The following is a 23,503-nucleotide window of genomic DNA, read 5'->3' as shown; positions in this document are numbered from 1 at the left end:
TAGAACTCCTTGTTGATCACCGCGCGGAAATTACCAACATTTTCCACAACGCGCTATAGGCTGGATCACCCGATTTAGAGCTGTTTTTGTAGGACAATCTGCAGGGCGTACCGCCATTTCCAGCAGTACTGTAAGGTCACAAAATGGCTGGGGCGACCTGATACAGAGGGCGGACCGAAGTGTGCCAGGCTGTGGCGAAATCCTTGAGGTTACCTTTGGGCTGAAATATCTGGCGCCAAATTCGGGCCATGCCCAACAAGTCGTGCTCGGCAGGTAAGGGGAGGCGACTGGCTTCCACCATCAGCCAGGCAATTGCCGTGGAGTAGCGCAGATTTACAGTCAGCTCCAGGTCGGGTCCGGTGAGAAAGGCATGTTGACTCGCGAGGCCGCGCACCAGGCTGGCAAGGTCGGGATCCTTGGCTAGATATTCGTCCCACACTCGCCAGTGCAGGGTGTCGGTGATGCTGTAAAGCCCATGGCCGCGATGGCTGTCGAGTTCAGCCCCCAATGCCGACTGGCTGGCTGCAACACCGACCAGAAACAGCTCGGCGTTGGGGGTGTGGCGTCCGAGGTAGATCAGTGTCGGGCGTATCACGTATTGGCACAGTTCACTGGCAGCGATTCCCATAACATCCTCGGGATGTAGGTGGCCCGGTGAGCCCGGCGCTTGGCAGCAGTGAATCGAATAGGCCCACCGGAAGCGGCACAGGCCGCTTGAGTTCAAGTGTAGTGTCATATTCGCGATGTAAAGGGCTGTTTTTAAAATCTTTCCTGATTATGGGTGCCCGCTTTATAGCGAGCGTTTCTGACCCCGAACGAAATTTCATAAGAAAAACAGGCACAAAAAAGCCCCGCCGTTAATGGGCGAGGCCTGGTTGTATCTATCGTGTTACGCGACGAACGGTATCAGGCGGTGAGTGCCTGTCGGGTCCGGTCGATTACAGCCTGCAGCGGTTCAGCGCTGGAGTACTGGTCTGGATACAGGCGTTCACTGTGACGCGCAATGCCGTGTTCGTTGACGATTGTGAAGCTGAAGCAGCCTTTGCGAGCGGCCATGATCAGGCAGTTCATTGGTGCGAAGGCGTTGGTGAGGGTGCGGATAGCATCCTGAGTATGGATATGAGCATTCATGATTATGGTGTTCCTAAAACGACACGGAATAGAGCCGTGCAAAAATAAAACGTTCCAGAAAACGCGGGCCATTGCTCGATTGCGAGTCAGGGGCAGGGCGAAGAACCTGTCTGGAACAAAAGCAGCCAGTTAAAGCGCAGTTATCGTGTAGCGCTGGGCTGACCGGTAGGTACTTAGGAGGGCAGGCATCACAACAGGAGCTAAGGTTCGAGGCTCGGGGTGAAGATCCTGATCAATTTGCAGGCTGGCTTTGGCAGGTCATGGATCTCAAAACATCCTTCCTGTCTGTAGGGAAGGCCATGTGAGTGAGTTATGCCTGGAAACCATCGAGGTGGCCGATCCCTTTTTTCAACCCGCTATCCTTGGATGAGCAGTGGCTGGGGGATTTGTTCGGCCAGAATTGACTTTCAGCTTGGTACTAACGGCGGCGATGCTAACCCAATTGCCATACCGATGGAAGCGCTCATTTCAAATGTCGTTACGTTCAGGCGGGGTTAAGCATCGCGGGTGCAGGGTTAAGTGTGGGGCCATACGCTTGCAAACATTCCAATCATTACAGATTCGCCAGCATTATCGGGCATTCAGAGGGCCGCTTGGGCCCCTTTGTGAAGATGGCAAATTGACTTGTGCACATTAGCGGCCGTAGTTGCCATATCACTGTCACATGCGCCGCTAACAGATTGATTTAATGTGCTGATTTATTAAGTCAATGAAAAACATCGTTTTTTTTCACTGGTGAAAAAATCGTCAGTTTGAACGCAGGCCCCATTCTGCCTGCGTTTGCGAAGGTTCACGGGGTGTTGTCCACTGAGTTATCCACAGGTTCTGTGGATTGTCCCGATCCGCGGCTCTGTTTCGCGCACTCTCCTCCCTCGCTACCCGCCCCAACGCTTGAGCGCGCAACCGCTGATCGGAATTCGGACGGCTCGGCGCATTCTGCGCATAATGCCGCCAGCATCAATCGGTACTTGAGGAAAATGTATGGCTTTGGACCTGACCAGCCTGTTGCTGGGTCTTGGGGTGGCGGCTTTGCCGTTACTGGCGTTAGCGTGGCAGCTACAGCGAAAGCTGGCGCTTCGCGATGCCGATGCGGCGTTGATGGATGAACGGTTGAGCAACGCGCAGATGGCCCAGGACGGGCTCAGCGCGCAGCTCGATGCCAGTCGCGATGAAATCAGTGATTTGAGTCAGGCCAACGCCGCCAAGCAGGCAGAACTGGCGGCATTGCGCAGAGAGGTTGAGTTGCTGCGCCAGCAGCATGAAGGCGCCCGTGAGGCGTTGGAGGAGTGGAATCAGGAGCGCGCAGACAAAGAAGCTGAATTACGGCGGCTTGATTCCCAGTGCGCGTCGCTCAATGCCGAGTTGCGTGAGCAGCAGGAAAGTCATCAACAGCGTCTGAATGACCTGCAAGGTTCACGGGATGAATTACGGGCTCAGTTCGCAGAATTGGCGAGCAAGATCTTCGACGAGCGCGAACAGCGGTTTGCCGAAACCAGCCAGCAGCAGCTCGGGCAATTGCTCAATCCGCTGAAAGAGCGCATTCAGTCCTTCGAAAAACGCGTGGAAGAAAGCTACCAGCAGGAAGCTCGAGAACGGTTTTCGTTGAGCAAAGAGCTTGAGCGTCTGCAACAGCTCAACCAGCGTCTGAGCGATGAAGCGACCAACCTGACCCGCGCACTCAAAGGTCAGAAGACTCAAGGTAACTGGGGCGAGTTGATTCTGGAACGGGTGCTGGAGCACGCCGGCCTTGAAAAGGGTCGCGAGTACCAGACGCAAGTCAGCCTGAAAGGCCCAGACGGCGAACGTTTCCAGCCTGATGTGTTGATCATGTTGCCCGGTGACAAACAGGTGGTGGTCGATGCAAAGGTCAGTCTGACGGCCTATCAGCAGTACGTTTCGGCGGACGACGACGTCATCGGGCAACTGGCTTTAAAGCAGCACGTGTTGTCGCTGCGCAACCATGTAAAGGGCTTGTCGGGCAAGGACTATAAGCGTCTCGAAGGCCTTCATAGTCTGGATTTCGTTTTGCTGTTCGTGCCCATCGAAGCTGCATTTTCGGCGGCGCTGCAGGCCGAGCCGAACATGTTTCAGGAGGCGTTCGACCGCAACATCGTCATCGTCAGCCCCACGACGTTGCTCGCCACGCTTCGGGTGATCGACAGCTTGTGGAAGCAAGAGCGTCAAAGTCAGAACGCGCGGGAAATTGCCGAGCGAGCGGGGTGGCTGTACGACAAGTTCGTGCTGTTCATTCAAGACCTCGATGAGGTGGGCAACCGTCTGCAGCAGCTGGACAAAGCCTATGGCGCTGCACGGAACAAGCTGACGGAGGGGCGCGGCAACCTGGTCAGTCGCAGTGAGCAGCTGAAACTGCTGGGCGCTCGGGCGAGCAAATCACTGCCCGCGGATCTGCTGGAGCGGGCGATGACTGATGAGGATGGGTTGCCGCAATTGCAGGATTGAACGCGTCATCCGTAGGAACGAACTTGTTCGCGAAGCGGTAGGCCTGACACACGACGTTGGCCTCCCGCCAACGAGTTGGCTCCTACATGAAAGTGGGTTGTATACAATCTTTAGCGCTGTCGCCGATGTGACCACTGCTCGTTCGAAACGCACTACCATCAGGCATCCATGCACAGCCAGCGTGCACTTTGGCCTGGTGCCCCGTGATTTCCCATCGCCAGCATTCCCCCTGAGCTTCCTTTCAATTCCGCGGTGCGCGCCATCTCGGGACTATTTAAAATTACTCTGGCACGCATTCTGCCTATCAACTCGTATACAACCCACACGCGCTCCCGTACGCAGTGTGCGTAAGACGTCATTCGGGAGCGCGTCCGCCCTCAGGGAGACATGCGATGACCGAGCCAAACCCCAAAGGTTACAGCCCACGCTTGTACAACGAAGATCTCGGCCCGCTGCCGCAGAAGTGGACCTGGTACAACATCTTCGCCTTCTGGATGAGCGACGTGCACAGCGTCGGCGGCTATGTGTTCGCGGCCAGCCTGTTCGCGTTGGGCTTGGCCAGTTGGCAGGTGCTTATCGCTCTGCTGGTGGGTATTTGCTTTATTCAAATGATCGCCAATTTGCTCGCCAGACCCAGCCAACAGGCTGCCGTGCCGTACCCGGTGATCTGTCGCCTGGCGTTCGGCGTCTTCGGGGCGAATATCCCGGCGATCATTCGCGGCCTGATTGCGGTTGCCTGGTATGGCGTCCAGACCTATCTGGCCTCCAGTGCGCTGATCATCGTGGTGCTGCGGTTCTTCCCGCAAATGGGTGTTTTCGCCGAGCCGCATTTCGCCGGCCTTTCCTACTTGGGCTGGTTTGGTTTCCTGGCGTTGTGGGTGGTTCAGGCCGCAGTGTTCTGGACCGGCATGGACTCGATTCGTCGGTTCATCGATTGGGCGGGGCCGGTGGTGTATGCGGTGATGTTCATGCTGGCTGGCTGGATTGTCTGGAAGGCCGGTTGGGCGAACATCAGTTTCACCCTGTCCGAGAAATCCCTGACCGGCTGGGAAGCGTTTTCGCAGATCGTCATGGCCACCGCGCTGGTGGTGTCCTACTTCTCCGGTCCGACGTTGAATTTTGGCGACTTCAGCCGCTATTGCCGCAGCATGGCAGACGTCAGACGCGGCAATTTCTGGGGCTTGCCCGTGAACTTTCTGGCGTTCTCACTGGTGACGGTGGTTATTGTCTCGGGGACATTGCCGGTTTTTGGCGAGATGCTGCATGACCCGATTGCCACCGTTGCGCGTATCGACAACGACGTCGCGGTATTACTCGGGGCCTTTGCATTCGTGACCGCCACCATCGGCATCAATATCGTTGCCAACTTTGTGTCCCCGGCCTTCGACTTCGCCAACGTGGCGCCGAGCAAGATCAGCTGGCGTGTTGGCGGAATGATCGCCGCCGTGGCTTCGATCTTCATCACACCCTGGAATCTGTTCAACAATCCACAGGTGATTCACTACACGCTCGATGTGCTTGCCGCCTTCATCGGGCCTCTGTTCGGCATCCTGTTGGTGGACTATTACCTGATCAAAAAACAGCAAATCGACGTTGACGCGCTGTTCAACGATGGGCCGACAGGCCGTTATTGGTATACCGGCGGAGTAAATTACACAGCTGTAAAGGCGTTGGTGCTGGCAACTTTGGCCGGCCTGGCGATCACCTTCATTCCTGCGTTGCAGATGATGGCGAATTTCGCATGGTTTACCGGATGTTTCTTGGGTGGCGCACTGCTTTATATCTTGGCGCGTCGCAGTAAAGCCCACGAAGCCGGGGCCGTGGCACCTGTCGCCGTGGGTTAGGGAGCGCGCCGTTTGTCGCCTGCTTCCTGTCAATAGGCTGTTCAAAGGGTCAGAAGTCTCGCAAAGAGAAAAAATATCTGCCGCGACACTCGGTAGCAGGCGTAAAGTGCGTTCAGGCACTATGATCTGCCTTAAGCGGCTCAGAGGTTGGCTGCCGAGAATTTCCCTGAAGGGGGCGTTGAGATGAACAGCAAACTGCAAGAATGGCTCCACGATGTAGGTGTCGCGCTGGGTTTGATCGAACCACCCAAGTTGCAACCCATCCCCGTGCGCACTAACGACGACAAGCGCCGCCAGCCGCGGCGCTGATTCCTGGTCAAAAACACAGAGAACATGCGGTGCTATCGCCTGATAGCCCGCGCATCGTCACTCTGCTGCTGTCTACAGACGGCTTTCCTGCGATTAACTCCTCCTCAGTCAGTAATCAAACGCATCAGCGTTTGATCAGTCCCCTGTCTTTCATTTCCGATGCAATCACGTCCACGAAAGCGTTCAGGGTCAGTTCGTGGTGGTCATCGTTGTCCGGGAGTTGCGAGAGTTCTGCTTTGAGGCGTGGTGGCATCACGATCCCGAAATCTGACTGCAGATCGCTAAAGAACTGATCGAAATCCTGTTTGTCCAGAATCAAGTCAGTCATCAGCGCATCGTCTCTGATGGGATCTTTATCGACGAGAATCTTTCCCAGTGCATCAATCACGTGTTGGTAGATTTTCTGGCGGTCCATGTATGACTCTGCTGTGATGTCGAAGAGATTAACCCTTACTTCAAAAGACAGAGGGTGGTTTGGAGCCCACTGTGCGGCCAATGTCGCGTGCACTATCGCACGCTCGTTTTTAGCACAAGCCGCTCTGGGTTGAAGGCTAGCTGAAGTTTCGCCATGGGGCTTGCATCGGCGTGCGACTTTTTCCAAGGCAATAAAAGGGCGCCCTCAAGCGCCCCGTTTGTATGATATTTCTGCTTCACGCCGCCGCGCGCACTGCCATCGGCCGTGGCGAGAACAGGCTGACCAGCACAAAGCTCACCAGGCCTATCGCAAGGCTCCAGTAGATCGGCGTATTGGCGTCCAGGCCATCCTTGAACATGAAAACCAGTGCGGTAACAAACCCCAGCACCATGCTGCTGATTGCTCCGGCTGTGGTCGCACGCTTCCAGAAAATCGCCCCCATCAACGGGATCAGCATCCCGCCTACCAACAGGTTGTACGCCAGCGTCAGGGCGCTGATCACGTCGTTCACCACCAACGCGATAGCCAGCACCACGAAGCCGGTCAGGCAGGTGAACAATCGGTTGATGCCCAGGCTCGATTGTCTGCCGCCGCGCAACTTGGGCAGCAGGTCTTCGGTGAGCGTCGTCGAGGCGGCCAGCAGTCCGGCGCTGGCGGTAGACATCATCGCGGCCAATGCTGCAGCAATCACCAGACCACGTATGCCATCGGGCAGCGAGGCTTTGACGATCGCAGCAAAAGCCGTGTTTACGTTTTGCAGGTCCGGCAGCAGCACATGGGCGGCCATGCCGATCAATGCGCAGGCCAGGCCGTAAAAGATGCAGTACACGCCAGCAACGGTGCCGGCGTACTGCGCCACTTTTTCAGTGCGCGCGGTGAACACCCGCTGCCAGATGTCTTGGCCGATCAGGATGCCGAAGAAGTAGATCAGGAAGTAGGTGAGGATTGTGTCCCAGCCAATGGTGGTCCAGTTGAAGCTAGACGCCGGGAGCTTGCTGACCAGTTCGTCCCAGCCGCCGACGCGGTACAGGCAGATCGGCAGGAGAATGAACATAAGGCCGACCGTCTTGATCACGAACTGCACGATGTCGGTCAGGGTCAGTGACCACATGCCGCCGATGGTCGAGTAGACCACCACGACGCCGCCTCCAAGCAGCACTGACACCCAGAACGGCAGCCCAAACAGGACTTCCATTACCGTGCCGATGGCAAGGATCGAGGTCACGCCGATCATCAACGCGTAGGCCAGCATGATCACCGCGCTGGCCTGGCGAGCCATGGGGTTGTAGCGTTTTTCCAGTACCTGGGTGACGGTAAAGATACGCAGTTTGAGCAGGGGTTTGGCGAGGAACAGGTTCAGCGCAATGATGCCCAGGCCCAGTGCGGCGCACAGCCAGAAGCCGGAAATCCCATGTACATAACCCAGACGCACAGTGCCAACGGTGGACGCCCCGCCCAATACCGTTGCGGCCATGGTGCCCATGTACAGGCTGGGCCCCAGATTGCGTCCGGCAACCAGGTAGTCTTCATGGGTTTTTGCTTTGCGCATGCCGTACCAACCGAGTACCAGCATGCCGAGGGCATAAATGACGACGACGAAAATATCCAGGGTCATGCAGTGTCTCCAATCTTTGTTTTTATAGTGAGGCACGGATCAGCCGGCTGAGGGGAAGCAGGCAGTCAGCGGGTGAGCGTTTTTATAAGGGATTGCGGGGCTAGCGTTAAACCGTCGACCTGTAGGAGCGAATTTATTCGCGAGACTTGGGCACATCCAACCCAATTCATTGGCTGTACTACCGCATCGCGAATGAATTCGCTCCTACAGAAACATTTCCATTACCGCCATGCGATCAGCGATGGACCACTCCCGGCAGCACACAAAGCATTTCGTACAGCAGGTTGGCGCCCAGCAGCGAGGTGTTTCCGGTGGTGTCGTACGGAGGGGACACTTCCACCAGGTCGCAACCGATCAGGTCAAGGCCCTGGCAACCGCGAATGATCTCGATGGCTTGAATGGTGGTCAGGCCGCCGATCTCCGGCGTACCGGTGCCTGGCGCCCACGCCGGGTCGATACCGTCGATGTCAAAACTCAGATAAACCGGACCGCCGCCGACTTTCTCGCGCACCTCGGCCATCAGCGGTGCCAGGGATTTGTGCCAGCATTCTTCAGCCTGGACCACACGGAAGCCTTGTTTGCGGCTCCAGTTGAAATCTTCAGCGGTATAACCCTGGGCACGCAGACCGATCTGCACCACGCGGTCGCAGTCGAGCAAGCCTTCTTCAACCGCGCGGCGGAAGGTGGTGCCGTGGGCGATCTTCTCGCCGAACATGTGATCATTAACGTCAGCGTGGGCATCGATGTGGACGAGCCCGACTTTGCCGTGCTTTTTGTGAATGGCGCGCAGGATCGGCAGCGTGATGGTGTGGTCGCCGCCTAGGGTCAGCGGGATGATGCCGTGTTCGAGGTAGCCGTCGTAGGCTTCTTCGATGATGCGCACGGCGTCCAGCAAATTGAAGGTGTTGATCGCCACGTCGCCGATATCCGCGACCGACAGCGAGTCGAATGGGGCAGCGCCGGTGGCCATGTTGTAGGGACGAATCATCACCGATTCAGCGCGGATTTCCCGCGGACCGAAACGGGTGCCAGCACGCAGCGACGTGCCGATGTCCAGTGGGACGCCGATAAAGGCAGCATCCAGGCCTTCGGCCGTTTGCAGGTGGGGAAGACGCATCATGGTGGCGATGCCGGCGAAGCGCGGCATTTCGTTGCCGCCCAGTGGTTGGTGAAAAATCTTGTCCACGGGATTGCCTCATCGGTTATTGGAGAGTGGTTTAGCCTGGGGCGGATTTTGCGAACCGCGGCAGGCGGGAACAATCGCTGAGGCAAAATACTTAGTTCAGAGATTTCTGAAGTATCGGGTAAGCTGCGCGAAAATGCGGCTCTGTAGGAGCGAACTTGTTCGCGAGGCGTCCTGCCTGACACATCGGGGCGTCTGGCTCGCCAACAAGTTGGCTCCTACAGTTCGTTCGAGTCATAGATATTTCCGGTATCCCCGATGGCCAACGCATTACCCGACCTGAAATTGCTGCGCATTTTCGTCTGCGTGGTCCGCCACCAGGGCTTCGCCAGCGCGCAGCAAGAACTCAACCTGTCGACCTCGGCGATCAGCACCTACATGAGCCAGTTGGAAGCGGCGCTGGGCATTGTGCTGTGCCATCGGGGGCGGGGCGGTTTCAGTCTGACCAGCAAGGGCGAGCTGTTCCACCAAGAAACCCTGCGCTTGCTCGGCGAGCTGGAGGGCTTCGAGCTTTACGCCGCGGCGCTCAAAGGCGAACTGCGTGGCACGTTGAACCTGGGCGTGCTCGATTCCACCGTCAGCGATCCTGCATTGCCGTTTGCCGAAGTCATCGGCGCCTACAGTGCCGAGCATCCAGCGGTGCATTTGCATCTGTCGGTCATGAGCCCTTACGAGTTGCAACTCGGCGTGCTGGATAACCGGCTGGATCTGGCGATTGGTTCATTTTCGACGCGCATGAACGGCCTGTTGTATCAGCCCCTGTACCGCGAGCAGCACTGGCTGTATTGCAGCAGTCGCCATACGTTGTTCAACGAGCGACGAATTCCGGAGCCGGTGATCACCCAGCAGCGCATGGTCGGGCGCGGTTACTGGAGTCAGGCTGAGCTGGCGCGCCACGGCTTCAAGCACAGCGCGGCGACGGTAGAAAGCATGGAGGCGCAGTTGATTCTGGTGTTGTCCGGCGCGTACATCGGTTACCTGCCGGAGCATTACGCGCAGTCCTGGGTCGATTCCGGCCAGTTGCGCGTGTTGTTGCCTGCCACTTTCGGGTACCAGGCGCCGTTCTCGATGATTCTGCGTCGGGGCCGTAGCCGCGAGCCGCTGATCCAGACCTTCCGCGATTTGCTCAAGGCCCAGCTCAACCCGCTGTGATGCCGCTTTAAAAAAGGATTGACCCATGGCCCGCGCCCGATGCGAACGCTGCCTGCGACCTGAAAATCACTGTCTCTGCGCGCTGATCCCGGCACTGGAAAGCCGCACGCGGGTGTTGATTTTGCAGCACCCCAGCGAGGTCAGCCACGCGCTGAATACCGCGCGATTGGCGGCCTTAGGTCTGAACAATGCGCAGTTGGTGGTAGGGGAGGTGTTCGAGGATTTGTCAGGGATGATCAACGTGCCGGGGTATCAGCCGCGATTGCTGTTCCCGGGGGAGGGTGCCGAGCCGCTGAAGGCGGCGGAAGCAACATCGTTGCCGACGCTGCTGATTGTGCCCGACGGCACGTGGCGCAAAGCGCGAAAGCTGCTGCACCTCAATCCGATGCTCGCGGCATTGCCGAGGGTGACGCTAAACGATGCACCGGTGTCTCGCTATCGACTTCGCAAGGCACCGGGACCGGACGCCTTATCGACGCTGGAAGCGATTGTTCACGCCTTGCACACCCTTGAACCGCAGACTTCGTTCGAGGCATTGCTCAAGCCATTCGATGCATTGATCGAGGGCCAGATTGCAGCAATGGGCGAACAGACTTACCAGCGCAATCACTTGTGATTGGCAGGCTTCACACCGCTGGCTGTCTTGAAATCAGCCGTTCAGTTCAGACGATTGCCCGGAGTTACGGCCTTGCATGCGCCTGATGTAGGCCTCGGTTTCCTTGACCGCTTCGTCGCGGCTGGGGAAGGGGCCTTCAAGGGTGTTCTCGCGGGTGCTGAAAAAATACATGCCGTTGACCAGAGAGACGCGATCACTGCGGAACTGCACTCTGGCGTCTGGATCTTGTTCGCGTTTGCCTAACATAGCCTTCTCCTGAGATTGGAACGTTGAGGTGGATCCATCGTATTACTTTTTGCCTAAACCTTCAGCCTGCCGGATCCACTGCTGGCGCTGCTCCTCGGTAGAGGTGCGCACCGGCGCGAATTGCGTCAGGCGCTTGGTTTTGATGCCGCAAAACTCAAGAATCGTGCGCGTCATCTGACGATGCGCCGGGGCGCCATAAATCCACCGGAAATACCTGGACGGCGTGTCCATGGTCACCAGCAGTTCGGCAGTGCGCCCGCGCAGCAGTTCATTGGAAGGGTGCTTGCGGCCGTGAGCCTTGAACGCAAAGCCTGGGGTGAACACCCGATCAAAGAACCCGCTGAGCAAACTGGGCAATCCGCCCCACCAGACCGGATAGACAAACACCAGATGCTCGGCCCAGTGAATCTCGCGCTGGGCCTGGAGCAAATCGTGTTCCAGGGTCTGGTTCAAGTCGTATCCGCCATGCAGCACAGGGTCGAATTCCATTTCTTCGAGTTTGAGCATGCGCACCACATGGCCTTCGCTGCGCGCGCCCTGGGCATACGCTTCGCCCAGAGCGTGGCAGAGGCTGATGCTTTTCGGCGTACCGAAAATCATCAAAATGCGCTTGCCGTACCCTTCCAGTGGGGTGGCGCCGCTGATGGCGTCAACCATTGCTTCCTGCCTCTAGCATCTTCTCGGGGCGTACCCAGTTGTCGAACTCCTCATCGGTGAGAAAGCCCAGCGCCAACGCCGCTTCACGCAAGGTCAGCCCTTCGCTGTAGGCCTTCTTGGCGATTTGTGCGGACTTGTCGTAACCGATGTGCGGGTTGAGCGCCGTCACCAGCATCAAGCCGCGCTCCAGGTGCTCAGCCATCTTGGCAGCGTCCGGTTCCATGCCCGCGATGCAGTGCTCGTTGAAGTTGCGGCAGCCGTCACCCAGCAAACGGATCGATTGCAGGATGTTGTGGATGATCACCGGTTTGTAGACGTTCAGTTGCAGGTGGCCCTGGCTGGCGGCGAAACCAATGGTCACATCGTTACCCATGACCTGGCAGGCCAGCATGGATAAGGCTTCGCACTGGGTCGGGTTGACCTTGCCCGGCATGATCGAACTGCCCGGCTCGTTGGCCGGAAGCTTGACCTCGGCTAGACCGGCGCGGGGGCCGGAACCCAGCAGGCGCAAGTCGTTGGCGATTTTCATCAGGGTCACGGCCAGCGTCTTCAAAGCCCCGGACAGCGCGGTCAGCGGCTCATGGCCTGCCAGCGCGGCGAACTTGTTGGGCGCCGTAACAAAGGGCAGGCCCGACAACGCAGCCAGTTCAGCGGCAATCGCTTCGGCAAAGCCGTGTGGGGAATTCAAGCCGGTGCCGACGGCGGTGCCGCCTTGCGCCAGCTCAAACACGGCGGGCAGGGTGGCGCGAATGGCTTTTTCGGCGTAATCGAGCTGCGCCACGTACGCAGACAGTTCCTGACCGAAGGTAATCGGCGTCGCGTCCATCATGTGCGTACGGCCGGTTTTTACCAGTTTCATGTAGCGCGAAGACTGTTCGGCAATACCAGCGGACAGCTCGGTGATAGCCGGCAGCAGTTGTTCCTTGACCGCCTGCGCTGCCGCGATGTGCATGGCGGTGGGGAAACAGTCGTTGGAGCTTTGCGAGCGATTGACGTGATCGTTGGGGTGGACCGGGCTCTTGCCGCCACGGCCTTTGCCGGCCAGCTCGTTGGCGCGTCCGGCGATCACTTCGTTGGCGTTCATATTGCTTTGCGTGCCGCTGCCGGTCTGCCAGACCACCAGCGGGAACTGGTCGTCAAGCTTGCCGCTGAGCACTTCATCGGCGGCCTGCTCGATGAGGCGGGCGATGTCGGCTGGCAGGTCGCCGTTGCGGTCGTTGACCCGCGCAGCGGCCTTCTTGATCAAGGCCAATGCGTGCAGGACTGGCAGCGGCATGTGCTCCTGACCAATGGCGAAATTGATCAACGAGCGTTGAGTCTGGGCTCCCCAGTAAGCGTCTTCGGGGACTTCGATCGGACCTATGCTGTCGGTTTCGGTACGGCTCACTGGACTCTCTCCTCAAGGTCGATTGCGCAGTTTAGGCCCTGAGAACCCGGTCGGGTTCCACGCCTGACTGCATGAAAAGAACGCGAGCCGACATAGTGCGTCAAAACACCACCTCAGGTCCTGTCAAAACGTGCCCTGATCGGCAGCCGATTTTACCGCTCGTAGGGCCGGGGGTTGAGCGCAACGCAAAAAGGGGCGCAGAATGCTCGGTCTTGGGGTTCTGCCTCGTAAGCTAGAAAGGAAACTCGATGACCCGTATTCGTGCCATCTGTGCTGCGGTTGCTCTGGTATGTGCCAGCGGCCAGGTTCTCGCCGATACCGCCAGCCACGAAGCCAGCGCTATGACGTTCCTCAAACTGGCTCACGCCGACAAGTTGGGCACGCCGGTTTACATGCAAGTGCAGCAAATGTTCGCTCAGCGCTTTGCCGAAACCAAGGCGCCTGCCTCCAAGCAAGCCACGCTTGAAACCTATCAGGCCAAGGCCAACGCCGCATTGGACCAAGCCATTGGCTGGAACAAGCTGCAGCCGGACATGGTCAAGCTCTACACCTCCAACTTCACCGAAAAAGAGCTGAAAGATCTGGTGGCCTTTTACGAGTCGCCACTGGGCAAGAAAGTGCTGACTAAGATGCCTGAGCTGACTCAGCAATCTGCTCAGTTGACCCAGAGCAAACTGGAAAGCGCTGTGCCTGTCGTCAACAAACTGTTGGCTGACATGACCACCGAACTGGCACCTGCCGGCAAGCCTGCCGCCGTTCCAGCTCCCGCCAAAAAGCCATAAGCAGCGAAGCCCTCCATGAGCATGCAACAGCGAATCGAATCCGCGCTGTCGGTCTTTCAGCCTCAGCACCTTGAGGTGTTGAACGAAAGCCACATGCACAGCCGCGGTGAGGAAACTCACTACAAGGCGATTCTGGTCAGTGACCGGTTTGCGGGGCTCAATGCGGTCAAGCGGCACCAGAAGGTCTACGGCCTTTTGGGCGGCCTGATGGGTGAGTTCCACGCCTTGGCGTTGCACACCTACACCCCGGAAGAGTGGTCGAAGCTCGGTCTTGTGCCAGCTTCTCCGACTTGCGCGGGTGGGCATGCGTAACTGGCGGTAGGTTGTATTGGGACCCTCGCGTTCCATACGCCGCGAGGACGCGCCGCAAACTGTGAGGTTTGCGGCGCTTTTGATTCCGGCCGGAGGCCGTAGGAGCCTGACTTGTCGGCGATCTGCCGGGAACCGGCAGCAAAACCTGTGCACGCGACCTGTCTGACACAACGCATCAGCAGCTTCGCGGGCAAGCCTCGCTCCAACAGACTCTGCGTGATCTCGGGTCAAACACGATACCTGTTGGAGCCGAGCTTGCTCGCGAAGCTGGCGCTGCGGTTTCGCCTGGCACACCGCATCGTAAGCTTTGCGTGCAAGTCGGAATGCCGCCCACTCGCTCCAGCAGACCCCGCTGATCACCCGCCTGTCTGAACTCCCCTCGTTTTTGCTAGAATCCGCGCCGCGTTGCCCGGTCGGCGCGCTATTACCTGAATTTCTTATCCGGTAGGCCCTTTGCGAGGGTCGCCACCTGGAGACGCAACATGACCCAAACCGCCCCTATCGTCGTTGCGGCGTTGTATAAATTCGTCACCCTTTCCGATTACGTTCAACTGCGCGAGCCGCTGCTTCAGGCCATGGTCGACAACGGCATCAAAGGCACCTTGCTGATCGCCGATGAAGGCATCAACGGCACAGTCTCCGGCAGTCGTGAAGGCATCGACGGGCTGATGGCGTGGTTGAAGAAAGACCCGCGCATGATCGATATCGATCACAAAGAATCGTACTGCGACGACCAGCCGTTCTACCGCACCAAGGTCAAGCTCAAGAAAGAAATCGTGACCCTGGGCGTTGAAGGCGTGGACCCGAACAAAAAGGTCGGCACCTACGTTGATCCTAAAGACTGGAACGCCCTGATCGCCGATCCGGAAGTTTTGCTGATCGACACGCGCAACGATTACGAAGTGTCCATCGGCACCTTCGAAGGCGCCATCGATCCCAAGACCACCAGCTTTCGTGAGTTCCCGGAGTACATCAAGGCCCACTTCGATCCGTCGAAACACAAGAAAGTGGCGATGTTCTGCACCGGCGGCATTCGCTGCGAAAAAGCCTCCAGCTACATGCTCGGCGAAGGTTTTGAAGAGGTGTATCACCTCAAGGGCGGCATCCTCAAATACCTCGAAGAAGTGCCCAAGGAACAAACTCAGTGGCGCGGCGACTGCTTCGTGTTCGACAACCGCGTCACCGTGCGCCATGACCTGACCGAAGGCGATTACGATCAATGTCACGCGTGCCGCACGCCGATCAGCGCAGAAGACCGCGCTAGCGAGCACTACACGCCAGGCGTCAGTTGCCCGCATTGCTGGGACAAGCTGAGCGAGAAAACCCGCCGCAGCGCCATTGACCGGCAAAAGCAGATCGAACTGGCGAAAGCGCGCAACCAGCCTCATCCTATTGGTCGCAACTACCGCGCGCTCGACGCCGAGTCCAAAAAAGACAGTCACTCCAACGAGGCCTGACCCATGCAAGCCCGCCTGCTCTATGTGATGGACCCGATGTGTTCCTGGTGTTGGGGTTTTGCGCCGGTTGCCGAGGCGTTGGTCGAGCAGGCGAGGGCAGCAGGTCTGCCGCTGCATCTGGTGGTGGGCGGTTTGCGCACTGGAAGCGGCGCTGCATTGGAGCCGACCACCAGGCGTTACATTCTCGAGCACTGGCAGGCGGTCAAAGACACTACCGGCCAGTCGTTCCGCTTCGAGGGTGCGCTGCCGGATGGTTTCGTTTACGACACCGAGCCTGCGTGCCGGGCTGTAGTGGCCGCGCGCAGTCTTGATCCGGACATCGCCTGGCAATTGGTGAAAGAGATCCAGCAGGCGTTCTATCTCGAAGGCCGTGACGTCACCCAGCCGTCGGTGCTGACCGAACTTGCCGAAAAGGCTGGCTTGCCGAAAATCGAGTTCGCCGAAGCCTTCGACAGCGCTGAACAACTGGCGGCCACTGCTTCTGATTTCAGCTGGGTTCAGGACTTGGGCATCGCGGGGTTTCCGACCTTGCTTGCCGAACGCAAAGGCCAGCTGGCGCTGCTGACTAACGGTTATCAATCGCTGGATGAACTAGCTCCATTGCTCAGCCGTTGGCTGGAGCGCGCCGCCAGTGCCTGATCCTCACAACGCCCCTCCAAACAGTGACTCCTCCATTCGTGTGGATAGACTGAGCTGGGCAGAAATCCGTCGCTTGGCCCTGCACCACAAAAAATCCCTATGGATCGCCAATGCCGTTGCGGCCTTCGCGGTGCTTTGCTCGGTGCCGATACCGCTGTTGCTGCCCTTGCTGGTAGACGAAGTGCTGTTGGGCCACGGCGACAGCGCTCTGAAATTCATGAATCACCTGCTGCCTGACAGCCTGCAAAAAGCGGTCGGCTACATCGGTCTGATGTTGCTGGTGACGTTGAGCCTGCGCCTGGGTGCACTGGTCTTCAACGTGGTGCAGGCGCGTTTGTTCGCGCGGCTCGCCAAGGACATTGTCTATCGCATCCGCATTCGCCTGATCGAGCGCCTCAAGCGCATTTCGCTAGGCGAATATGAGAGCCTGGGCAGCGGAACCGTGACGGCGCATCTGGTGACCGATCTGGATACAGTCGACAAATTCGTCGGCGAAACCCTGAGTAAGTTTTTGGTCGCTGTGCTGACACTGGCGGGAACGTCGGCAATTTTGTTGTGGATGCATTGGCAACTGGCATTGCTGATTCTGCTGTTCAATCCGCTGGTGATTTTCGCCACGGTGCAGTTGGGTAAACGCGTCAAAACCCTCAAGAAGCTGGAAAACGACAGCACCTCGCGCTTCACCCAGGCGCTGACCGAAACTCTGGATGCCATCCAGGAGGTGCGTGCCGGCAATCGACAAGGTTATTTTCTGGGGCGCCTGGGGCTGCGCGCTCAGGAAGTTCGGGATTTCGCCGTGGCGTCGCAATGGAAAAGTGACGCCTCGAACCGTGCCAGCGGCTTGTTGTTCCAGTTCGGCATCGACATCTTTCGTGCGGCGGCCATGCTCACCGTATTGTTTTCCGACCTGTCCATCGGTCACATGCTGGCAGTGTTCAGTTACCTGTGGTTCATGATCGGTCCGGTGGAGCAGTTGCTTAACCTGCAGTACGCGTTTTACGCGGCGGGCGGTGCCCTGACTCGCATTAATGAGCTGCTGTCGCGCGAAGACGAGCCTCAGTACCCGGGCGGCGCCGATCCGTTTGCGGGCCAGCAGACCGTAGGTATCGACGTGCGCGGGCTGCGTTTCGCCTATGGCGAAGAACCGGTTCTCGATCAGCTGAACCTGTCGATTGCACCGGGCGAAAAGGTCGCCATTGTCGGTGCCAGCGGCGGAGGCAAAAGTACGCTGGTACAACTGCTGCTGGGGCTTTACACGGCAGAAGCCGGCAGCATTCGTTATGGCGGCGCTACGTTGCAGGAGATCGGCCTGGAAACCGTGCGCGACAACGTCGCGGTGGTGTTGCAGCATCCGGCGCTGTTCAACGACACCGTACGCGCCAACCTGACCATGGGTCGCGAGCGAAGCGATCAGGCGTGCTGGCAGGCGCTGGAAATTGCCCAGCTGGACGCCACCATTCGCACGTTGCCGCAGGGGCTGGACAGCATTGTCGGGCGCTCGGGGGTGCGATTGTCCGGCGGACAGCGCCAGCGTCTGGCCATTGCGCGCATGGTCCTGTCTGACCCCAAAGTGGTGATACTCGACGAGGCGACTTCTGCCCTGGACGCTGCCACCGAATACAGCCTGCATCAGGCGCTTGCGCGGTTTCTCAGCGGGCGCACCACTTTGATCATTGCCCATCGTTTGTCTGCGGTAAAACAGGCAGATCGCGTACTGGTGTTTGACAGCGGTAGCGTCGCCGAGGATGGCGATCATTCCCAATTGATTGCAGATGGAGGGTTGTATGCCCGTCTATACGGTCATTTGCAGGAAGTTTAGTGCTGTTTGTCGGGCATCCGGCTCAAGTTTATGAAATGGCGTATCGCCAGTGGAACACGCCGGTTCTTCAACTATGCTTGGGCTCACTGATACGCCAAGCCTCTACCATGTCCCGTTCAAGTCACCGCTACGAGTCATGGCGGGTGTGTATGTGTTTCATATGTGAGAACCGTTCGCTGCATAGTGGAAATTAGCCGATTCCCCTCGGGCTCAAAATGGAGAGCCGGAACTGGGAGTAAGTATCTGGCAGTGCTGATGATAGGGATGCCATGAAGCAAAAGCGGATTCTCGAGAAGCCCCGTCTCCTGCGCATCGTGTGGCCATTTATCGCCGTGGTGCTGTTGCAGGCATTGTTGGGGGGCGTGAGCCTTTACATGATGTCGGCAGTACGCAGTTACGTAGGCGGCGAAAGCCTCTGGTCCAAGGGCCAGAAGGATGCGATCTATTACCTCAATCTCTACGCGAACACGCGTGACGAGATCAATTACCTGAAATATCAGCAAGCCATTGCCATTCCCCAGGGCGGGCACGATCTTCGGGTCGCCCTCGACCAGCCAGTTCCCGATATCGCAGGCGCCCACGCAGGCATCTTGCAGGGTGGTAACGACCCTGACGATGCCGCCAGCATCATTTGGCTGTACCTTAATTTCCGTCATTTCAGTTATTTGGAAACCGCCATCGATCGGTGGAAGGTTGGTGATGATTACCTGATGCAGCTCGACGAACTCGCGCGCGAAATTCACCGAAGGGTCGTCGATGAAACCGCCACCAATGGCGATGTACTGAGCTGGCGGGCGCAGATCAGCGCCATCAACGAAGGCGTGACGCCGGCCGCCAAAGCGTTCAGCGATGCACTGGGTGAAGGCTCGCGGGTCATTCTGCGAATTCTGTTGGTGACCAACCTTGTCACTGCGCTGTGCCTGATCATTCTGGCGTTGCTGCGCACCCACAAATTACTTGAGCAGCGACACGCATTTGCTTCCGCTTTGCAGTTGGAAAAAGAGCGCGCGCAGGTCACCCTTGCCTCGATCGGCGACGGCGTGATTACCACTGATGTCGAAGGTTCGATTGCCTACATGAACCCAGCGGCCGAGCAGTTGACCCACTGGAAGAACGATCAGGCCACCGGGCTGCCGTTGGCCGCGTTGTTCAACCTCATCGACGAGAACGAGCAAAGGGACAGCTCGACGCTGATCGAGCACATTCTCAGCGGCAAACTGATCGGCGGCAGCGAGCATTCAAAACTGATTCAAAGGCTCGATGGCAGTGTGGTTTCGGTGGCCCTGACCGGCTCGCCCATCCAGACCGATAATCAGGTCAGCGGCGCCGTGCTGGTGCTGCGGGACATGACCCAGGAGCGCCAATACATCGCCAATCTGTCTTGGCAGGCCACGCACGATGCACTGACCGGGCTGGCCAACCGTCGTGAGTTCGAATACCGCCTGGAGCAGGCTCTGGGAAGCCTGGTGAACCAGCCCGGTAATCACGCGCTGATGTTTCTTGATCTGGACCAATTCAAGCTGGTCAACGACACCAATGGCCATGCCGCCGGCGATGAGCTGCTGCGCCATATCTGCGTGCTGCTGCAACAGGGCATACGCGAAGGCGACACGCTCGCGCGGTTGGGCGGCGACGAGTTCGGGATCTTGCTGGACCATTGTTCAGCGGATGTGGCTGAACGGATCGCTGAAGGGCTACGCCAGTCCGTCGAAAGCCTGCATTTCGTCTGGAAAGGCCGTCCGTTCATGACCACCATCAGCGTAGGGCTGGTGCATATTTCCAACGCCCCTACCAACCTTGAAACCTCTCTGCGAGCAGCCGACATGGCTTGCTACATGGCCAAGGAGAAGGGACGTAATCGGGTTCAGGTCTACCACGATGACGATTCAGAGCTGTCGACCCGCTTCGGCGAGATGGCGTGGATTCAGCGCCTGCACATGGCCCTGGAAGACAACCGGTTCTGCCTGTACTCACAGGAAATCGCTGCATTGGGGCGCGTCGCCGACCACAGTAACGGGCATGTCGAAATCCTGTTGCGGCTGCGTGACGAGTCGGGGCGGATGATCCTCCCTGACAGTTTCATTCCTGCCGCCGAGCGCTACGGGATGATGACCACGCTGGACCGCTGGGTGGTGCAGAACGTCTTCAAGATCATTTCCGATTGCCTGAGCGATGAACATAGGCAAGGGCCGCTGGCGGTCTGCGCGATCAACTTGTCCGGCACCAGTATTGGGGATGATGCTTTTCTCGAATATTTGCGACAACAGTTCCAGATTTATGCAATTCCGCCCGAACTTATCTGTTTTGAGATTACCGAAACCAGTGCGATTTCCAATTTGGGCAGCGCTATTCGGTTTATCAACGAACTCAAAAGTCTGGGTTGCAGGTTTTCCCTGGATGACTTCTGTGCAGGCATGTCGTCATTCGCTTACTTAAAACATTTGCCTGTGGACTTTCTTAAGATTGACGGCAGTTTCGTAAAAGACATGCTCGACGATCCGATCAATCGGGCGATGGTGGAAGTGATCAACCATATCGGTCATGTGATGGGCAAAAAGACGATCGCTGAGTTCGTCGAAAGCCCTCAGATAGAGCAGGCGTTATTGGAAATCGGTGTGGACTACGCTCAGGGGTATGTAATCGAGCGACCGCAATTATTCACCTGTGAACGTCTGCACGCACGGCCCGCGAGGCAGACCCCCATGTTGTTCAGCGCCCCCGGGACTTTCCGCTGAATGACACCGATGCGACACACTCAATAAGGAGCTACACAGTGATCGATATGTTCATTAGAACCGGTCCGCTGATGGATGCCAGCAGTTACCCCTCCTGGGCGCAGCAATTGATTAAAGATTGCAGTGTCGCCAAATCAAGGGTGGTAGGGCATGAATTGTATCAACGTATGCGAGATGGAACACTGAGCTCCAAAACCATGCGCCATTACCTGATTGGTGGTTGGCCTGTGGTGGAACAGTTTGCGGTCTACATGGCCCATAACTTGACGAAAACCCGTTTCGCCCGACATCCGGGTGAAGACATGGCGCGTCGCTGGTTGATGCGCAATATTCGGGTCGAACTCAACCATGCCGACTACTGGGTAAACTGGAGTGCGGCCCATGGGGTCAATCTCGAAGACCTGCAGGCTCAACGCGTCCCTTCAGAGCTTCATGCGTTGAGTCACTGGTGCTGGCACGCGTGCTCATCGCATTCGCTGGTGGTGGCGATTGCCGCGACCAACTACGCCATTGAGGGGGCAACCGGTGAATGGTCAGCGGTGGTCTGTTCGCAGGAGACCTACGCGGACTTGTTCCCGCCGGAGCAGCGAAAGCGTGCAATGAAGTGGCTGAAGATGCACGCGCAGTACGACGATGCTCATCCGTGGGAAGCGCTGGAGATCATTTGCACGTTGGCGGGGAACAACCCCAGTGAGCAATTGCAGGCGGAACTGCGGATGGCGATCTGCAAAAGCTACGAATACATGCACCTTTTCCTGGAAAGCTGCATGACCCTGGAAAGACCGCAACGGGAAATCATTACCCCTCTGCGTGAACGTCGGTTCGCGCTGGTGGAGTAACGCTTAGCCCGCCATTTCCAGGCGATTTCGCCCTTGGCGCTTGGCCGAATAGAGCGCAGTGTCGGCGCGGCGCACCAGGCTGTCGGCGGTCTCCCCCGGCAGCAGCGTCGAGCAGCCGATGCTCACGGTCAGCTCCACAGGGCGCCCATCAACCGGATAAGTGAGCTGCAGTGCCGCGTTACGCAGGCGTTCGCCGACTAACGCGGCTGGCTCACGACCGGTATTGGACAGCACGATCAAAAACTCTTCCCCGCCAAACCTGAACACTTGGTCGATATTGCGCATGCGGCTCTTGATGCCGTCCGCAACCGCCTTGAGCACCTGATCGCCTGTCGCATGACCATGGGTGTCATTGATGCCTTTGAAGTGATCGATGTCGAGCATCAGCACCGACAGCGGTAGATGTTGGCGGCGTGCGATTTCGGTTTCACGCGTAAGAGTTTGTTCCATCGCCACGCGATTACCCGCGCCGGTCAAGGGATCACGCAGGGCGCTGAGCATGGCTGCGCGGTAGAGCAAGGCGTTGCGCATCGGGTGCAGCAGGCAGGCCAACAGCGATTCGAGCTGCCCCAGCTCTTCATCATTGAAACGCAGGTCTCGCTGAAACAGGACCTGGCCCATGTGTTCGCCTTTCAGGCTCATATCGAAACTGGCGTGCTGCCGGCCACGCGAGCCCAGTTCCAGCCGCAGATCGGTATCTTTGTGGATAAATTGCATACCTTTGAGCGCAACCAGACGTTGCACGCAGAGGAAGAACAAGCCGAGTATTTTCTCGGCTTCGAGGCTGGTTTGAAGCTGCAGCCCAAGTTGCTGGCGCAGTTTTTCAAGATCGATCGGCTCGTGTGCAGCGTGTGTCGGCGCAGAGAAGCCGAGTCGCTGCAGCTTGGCGCTGTCAAAGTCAATTGCGTTGGTGCGGGTAGGAAAACTCAAGTTTTCGTTCCTCTGTGCATCGCTGCTGGGCTTGGCAGTGTTTGAGCGAATCCAAGTCATCGCGTTCACACCGTCCATCGATATTAAGAGGATTGAGCTAGAGCCATCGGCTGACAGGCGGTCGGAGTGGACGCTGCTTGCTGTGCAGCATTACAGGGGATTACCCCGCGTTTGCGGGGCGATACTCACTTCTGCGCATCAAACGCCTGACCGTTGATGCCAGTGCTGTCCGGGCCCATCAGGTACAGGTAAACAGGCATGATTTCTTCTGGAGTCGGGTTATTCAGCGGGTTTTCGGCCGGATATGCCTGGGCGCGCATGCTAGTGCGTGTCGCCCCAGGGTTGATGCTGTTGGCGCGAACAGGTGCGACGTTGTCCAGTTCATCGGCCAGGGTTTGCATCAAGCCTTCGGTGGCGAACTTGGACACGCCGTAGGCGCCCCAATAGGCCCGACCCTTGCGCCCGACACTGCTGGAAGTGAACACCACCGAGGCGTCGTTGGACAGCTTGAGCAGTGGCAACAGCGTCGACGTCAGCATGAACATTGCGTTGACGTTGATGTGCATCACCCGCATGAAATGCTCGCCGGACAGCTGCTCGATGGGCGTGCGTGGGCCAATGATCGAAGCGTTGTGCAGTGCGCCATCAAGATGACCAAACTCCCTTTCAATCATCGCGGCGAGTTCGTCGTACTGGTGCGGTAGGGCGGTTTCCAGATTGAATGGGATCACCGCCGGCTGCGGGTGGCCAGCAGCTTCGATCTCGTCATAAACCTGAGTCAGATTGGCTTCGGTCTTGCCCAGCAGCAAGACCGTCGCACCATGGGCTGCGTAGGTTTTGGCGGCTGCGGCACCAATGCCACGGCCTGCGCCGGTGACCAGGATGATTCGGTTTTTGAGCAGATCGGGAGGGGCGGAATAGTTAAACATTCAAAATCCTCGTATTTGCCGGGGATTGCCGACCAACGTGGGAGCG

22 protein-coding genes are annotated in these 23,503 nt (G+C 57.9%); 12 read left to right on the top strand and 10 right to left on the bottom strand.

Features of this window, described 5'->3' with window-relative positions:
- Positions 1–136 precede the first annotated feature (136 nt).
- Positions 137–628 (bottom strand): hypothetical protein, encoded by a 492-nt coding sequence (locus ACWKWM_RS13745; protein WP_483846654.1) that lies wholly within the window; start codon positions 626–628, stop codon positions 137–139.
- A gap of 278 nt (positions 629–906) precedes the next feature.
- Entirely contained in the window at positions 907–1,131 is a 225-nt protein-coding gene (locus ACWKWM_RS13740) for a hypothetical protein (protein WP_483846653.1), read from the bottom strand.
- A gap of 1,095 nt (positions 1,132–2,226) precedes the next feature.
- Here ACWKWM_RS13740 and ACWKWM_RS13735 point away from each other — a divergent pair.
- The 3 genes from ACWKWM_RS13735 to ACWKWM_RS13725 all read left to right on the top strand — a co-directional run bounded on the left by ACWKWM_RS13735 (position 2,227) and on the right by ACWKWM_RS13725 (position 5,744).
- Positions 2,227–3,591, top strand: a complete 1,365-nt coding sequence (locus ACWKWM_RS13735; protein ID WP_483846715.1) for a DNA recombination protein RmuC — start codon at positions 2,227–2,229, stop codon at positions 3,589–3,591.
- 392 nt (positions 3,592–3,983) lie between these two features.
- On the top strand, positions 3,984–5,435 hold the full coding sequence (locus tag ACWKWM_RS13730; protein ID WP_483846652.1) for an NCS1 family nucleobase:cation symporter-1: 1,452 nt from the start codon (positions 3,984–3,986) through the stop codon (positions 5,433–5,435).
- A 183-nt stretch (positions 5,436–5,618) separates the two neighbouring features.
- Entirely contained in the window at positions 5,619–5,744 is a 126-nt protein-coding gene (locus tag ACWKWM_RS13725) for a PA1414 family protein (protein ID WP_483846651.1), read from the top strand.
- Positions 5,745–5,868: 124 nt separating this feature from the next.
- Here ACWKWM_RS13725 and ACWKWM_RS13720 read toward each other — a convergent pair whose 3' ends face one another.
- The 3 genes from ACWKWM_RS13720 to speB form a co-directional block, all read right to left on the bottom strand.
- Entirely contained in the window at positions 5,869–6,159 is a 291-nt protein-coding gene (locus tag ACWKWM_RS13720) for a hypothetical protein (RefSeq protein WP_483846650.1), read from the bottom strand.
- Positions 6,160–6,394: 235 nt separating this feature from the next.
- Complete coding sequence (locus ACWKWM_RS13715; protein WP_483846649.1) at positions 6,395–7,774, bottom strand: sodium:solute symporter family protein; 1,380 nt, start codon at positions 7,772–7,774, stop codon at positions 6,395–6,397.
- Between the two features lie 235 nt (positions 7,775–8,009).
- On the bottom strand, positions 8,010–8,960 hold the full coding sequence (gene speB / locus ACWKWM_RS13710) for an agmatinase (protein WP_483846648.1): 951 nt from the start codon (positions 8,958–8,960) through the stop codon (positions 8,010–8,012).
- Between the two features lie 255 nt (positions 8,961–9,215).
- Here speB and ACWKWM_RS13705 point away from each other — a divergent pair, with 255 nt between their 5' ends.
- Both ACWKWM_RS13705 and ACWKWM_RS13700 read left to right on the top strand, forming a co-directional pair.
- Entirely contained in the window at positions 9,216–10,109 is an 894-nt protein-coding gene (locus tag ACWKWM_RS13705; RefSeq protein ID WP_483846647.1) for a LysR family transcriptional regulator, read from the top strand.
- A 25-nt stretch (positions 10,110–10,134) separates the two neighbouring features.
- Positions 10,135–10,725, top strand: coding sequence for a tRNA-uridine aminocarboxypropyltransferase (locus ACWKWM_RS13700; protein ID WP_483846646.1), 591 nt, complete (start codon positions 10,135–10,137; stop codon positions 10,723–10,725).
- Positions 10,726–10,758: 33 nt separating this feature from the next.
- On the opposite strand, the gene ACWKWM_RS13695 is transcribed toward ACWKWM_RS13700, so the two are convergent.
- From ACWKWM_RS13695 to ACWKWM_RS13685, 3 genes are read right to left on the bottom strand one after another with little or no spacing between them, the layout of a single operon-like run.
- Positions 10,759–10,971 carry a DUF6316 family protein gene (locus tag ACWKWM_RS13695; protein WP_483846645.1) on the bottom strand — a complete coding sequence of 71 codons (213 nt, stop codon included), beginning with the start codon at positions 10,969–10,971 and terminating at the stop codon, positions 10,759–10,761.
- Positions 10,972–11,013: 42 nt separating this feature from the next.
- Positions 11,014–11,628 carry an NAD(P)H-dependent oxidoreductase gene (locus tag ACWKWM_RS13690; protein WP_483846644.1) on the bottom strand — a complete coding sequence of 205 codons (615 nt, stop codon included), beginning with the start codon at positions 11,626–11,628 and terminating at the stop codon, positions 11,014–11,016.
- A complete protein-coding gene (locus tag ACWKWM_RS13685) occupies positions 11,621–13,015 on the bottom strand; it encodes a class II fumarate hydratase (protein ID WP_483846643.1) in 1,395 nt (464 codons plus the stop codon). The genes ACWKWM_RS13690 and ACWKWM_RS13685 overlap by 8 nt, the downstream gene beginning before the upstream one ends.
- A gap of 248 nt (positions 13,016–13,263) precedes the next feature.
- On the opposite strand from ACWKWM_RS13685, the gene ACWKWM_RS13680 reads away from it, so the two are divergent.
- From ACWKWM_RS13680 to ACWKWM_RS13650, 7 genes are all read left to right on the top strand, one after another.
- Complete coding sequence (locus ACWKWM_RS13680) at positions 13,264–13,797, top strand: DUF2059 domain-containing protein (RefSeq protein ID WP_268797344.1); 534 nt, start codon at positions 13,264–13,266, stop codon at positions 13,795–13,797.
- A gap of 15 nt (positions 13,798–13,812) precedes the next feature.
- On the top strand, positions 13,813–14,109 hold the full coding sequence (locus ACWKWM_RS13675) for a BolA family protein (RefSeq protein WP_483846642.1): 297 nt from the start codon (positions 13,813–13,815) through the stop codon (positions 14,107–14,109).
- Between the two features lie 482 nt (positions 14,110–14,591).
- A complete protein-coding gene (gene trhO, locus ACWKWM_RS13670; protein WP_483846641.1) occupies positions 14,592–15,566 on the top strand; it encodes an oxygen-dependent tRNA uridine(34) hydroxylase TrhO in 975 nt (324 codons plus the stop codon).
- Between the two features lie 36 nt (positions 15,567–15,602).
- Positions 15,603–16,205: a DsbA family protein gene (locus tag ACWKWM_RS13665; protein WP_483846714.1), complete on the top strand. Its 603-nt coding sequence runs from the start codon at positions 15,603–15,605 to the stop codon at positions 16,203–16,205.
- On the top strand, positions 16,198–18,024 hold the full coding sequence (locus ACWKWM_RS13660) for an ABC transporter ATP-binding protein (RefSeq protein WP_483846640.1): 1,827 nt from the start codon (positions 16,198–16,200) through the stop codon (positions 18,022–18,024). The genes ACWKWM_RS13665 and ACWKWM_RS13660 overlap by 8 nt, the downstream gene beginning before the upstream one ends.
- Positions 18,025–18,293: 269 nt before the next feature.
- Entirely contained in the window at positions 18,294–20,759 is a 2,466-nt protein-coding gene (locus ACWKWM_RS13655; protein ID WP_483846639.1) for an EAL domain-containing protein, read from the top strand.
- 38 nt (positions 20,760–20,797) lie between these two features.
- Positions 20,798–21,598 carry an iron-containing redox enzyme family protein gene (locus tag ACWKWM_RS13650; protein WP_483846638.1) on the top strand — a complete coding sequence of 267 codons (801 nt, stop codon included), beginning with the start codon at positions 20,798–20,800 and terminating at the stop codon, positions 21,596–21,598.
- Between the two features lie 3 nt (positions 21,599–21,601).
- On the opposite strand, the gene ACWKWM_RS13645 is transcribed toward ACWKWM_RS13650, so the two are convergent.
- Positions 21,602–22,528, bottom strand: a complete 927-nt coding sequence (locus ACWKWM_RS13645; RefSeq protein WP_483846637.1) for a GGDEF domain-containing protein — start codon at positions 22,526–22,528, stop codon at positions 21,602–21,604.
- 185 nt (positions 22,529–22,713) lie between these two features.
- Positions 22,714–23,457, bottom strand: a complete 744-nt coding sequence (locus tag ACWKWM_RS13640) for a YciK family oxidoreductase (protein WP_483846636.1) — start codon at positions 23,455–23,457, stop codon at positions 22,714–22,716.
- Positions 23,458–23,503 lie beyond the last annotated feature (46 nt).

The organism is Pseudomonas rosaeacicularis (assembly GCF_057128745.1).
Note: the sequence above shows the minus strand (reverse complement) of the source record. Positions and strands in the feature narration are given on the sequence as shown.

What these genes read in the sequence shown, in the direction of transcription:
- ACWKWM_RS13720 (WP_483846650.1), bottom strand. Translation starts at nt 6,159, where the DNA reads ATGGACCGCCAGAAAATCTACCAACACGTGATTGATGCACTGGGAAAG.
- ACWKWM_RS13700 (WP_483846646.1), top strand. Translation starts at nt 10,135, where the DNA reads ATGGCCCGCGCCCGATGCGAACGCTGCCTGCGACCTGAAAATCACTGT.
- ACWKWM_RS13640 (WP_483846636.1), bottom strand. Translation starts at nt 23,457, where the DNA reads ATGTTTAACTATTCCGCCCCTCCCGATCTGCTCAAAAACCGAATCATC.
- ACWKWM_RS13740 (WP_483846653.1), bottom strand. Translation starts at nt 1,131, where the DNA reads ATGAATGCTCATATCCATACTCAGGATGCTATCCGCACCCTCACCAAC.
- ACWKWM_RS13680 (WP_268797344.1), top strand. Translation starts at nt 13,264, where the DNA reads ATGACCCGTATTCGTGCCATCTGTGCTGCGGTTGCTCTGGTATGTGCC.
- ACWKWM_RS13715 (WP_483846649.1), bottom strand. Translation starts at nt 7,774, where the DNA reads ATGACCCTGGATATTTTCGTCGTCGTCATTTATGCCCTCGGCATGCTG.
- trhO (WP_483846641.1), top strand. Translation starts at nt 14,592, where the DNA reads ATGACCCAAACCGCCCCTATCGTCGTTGCGGCGTTGTATAAATTCGTC.
- ACWKWM_RS13705 (WP_483846647.1), top strand. Translation starts at nt 9,216, where the DNA reads ATGGCCAACGCATTACCCGACCTGAAATTGCTGCGCATTTTCGTCTGC.
- ACWKWM_RS13730 (WP_483846652.1), top strand. Translation starts at nt 3,984, where the DNA reads ATGACCGAGCCAAACCCCAAAGGTTACAGCCCACGCTTGTACAACGAA.
- ACWKWM_RS13690 (WP_483846644.1), bottom strand. Translation starts at nt 11,628, where the DNA reads ATGGTTGACGCCATCAGCGGCGCCACCCCACTGGAAGGGTACGGCAAG.
- ACWKWM_RS13655 (WP_483846639.1), top strand. Translation starts at nt 18,294, where the DNA reads ATGAAGCAAAAGCGGATTCTCGAGAAGCCCCGTCTCCTGCGCATCGTG.
- ACWKWM_RS13745 (WP_483846654.1), bottom strand. Translation starts at nt 628, where the DNA reads ATGGGAATCGCTGCCAGTGAACTGTGCCAATACGTGATACGCCCGACA.
- ACWKWM_RS13695 (WP_483846645.1), bottom strand. Translation starts at nt 10,971, where the DNA reads ATGTTAGGCAAACGCGAACAAGATCCAGACGCCAGAGTGCAGTTCCGC.
- ACWKWM_RS13725 (WP_483846651.1), top strand. Translation starts at nt 5,619, where the DNA reads ATGAACAGCAAACTGCAAGAATGGCTCCACGATGTAGGTGTCGCGCTG.
- ACWKWM_RS13665 (WP_483846714.1), top strand. Translation starts at nt 15,603, where the DNA reads ATGTGTTCCTGGTGTTGGGGTTTTGCGCCGGTTGCCGAGGCGTTGGTC.
- ACWKWM_RS13675 (WP_483846642.1), top strand. Translation starts at nt 13,813, where the DNA reads ATGAGCATGCAACAGCGAATCGAATCCGCGCTGTCGGTCTTTCAGCCT.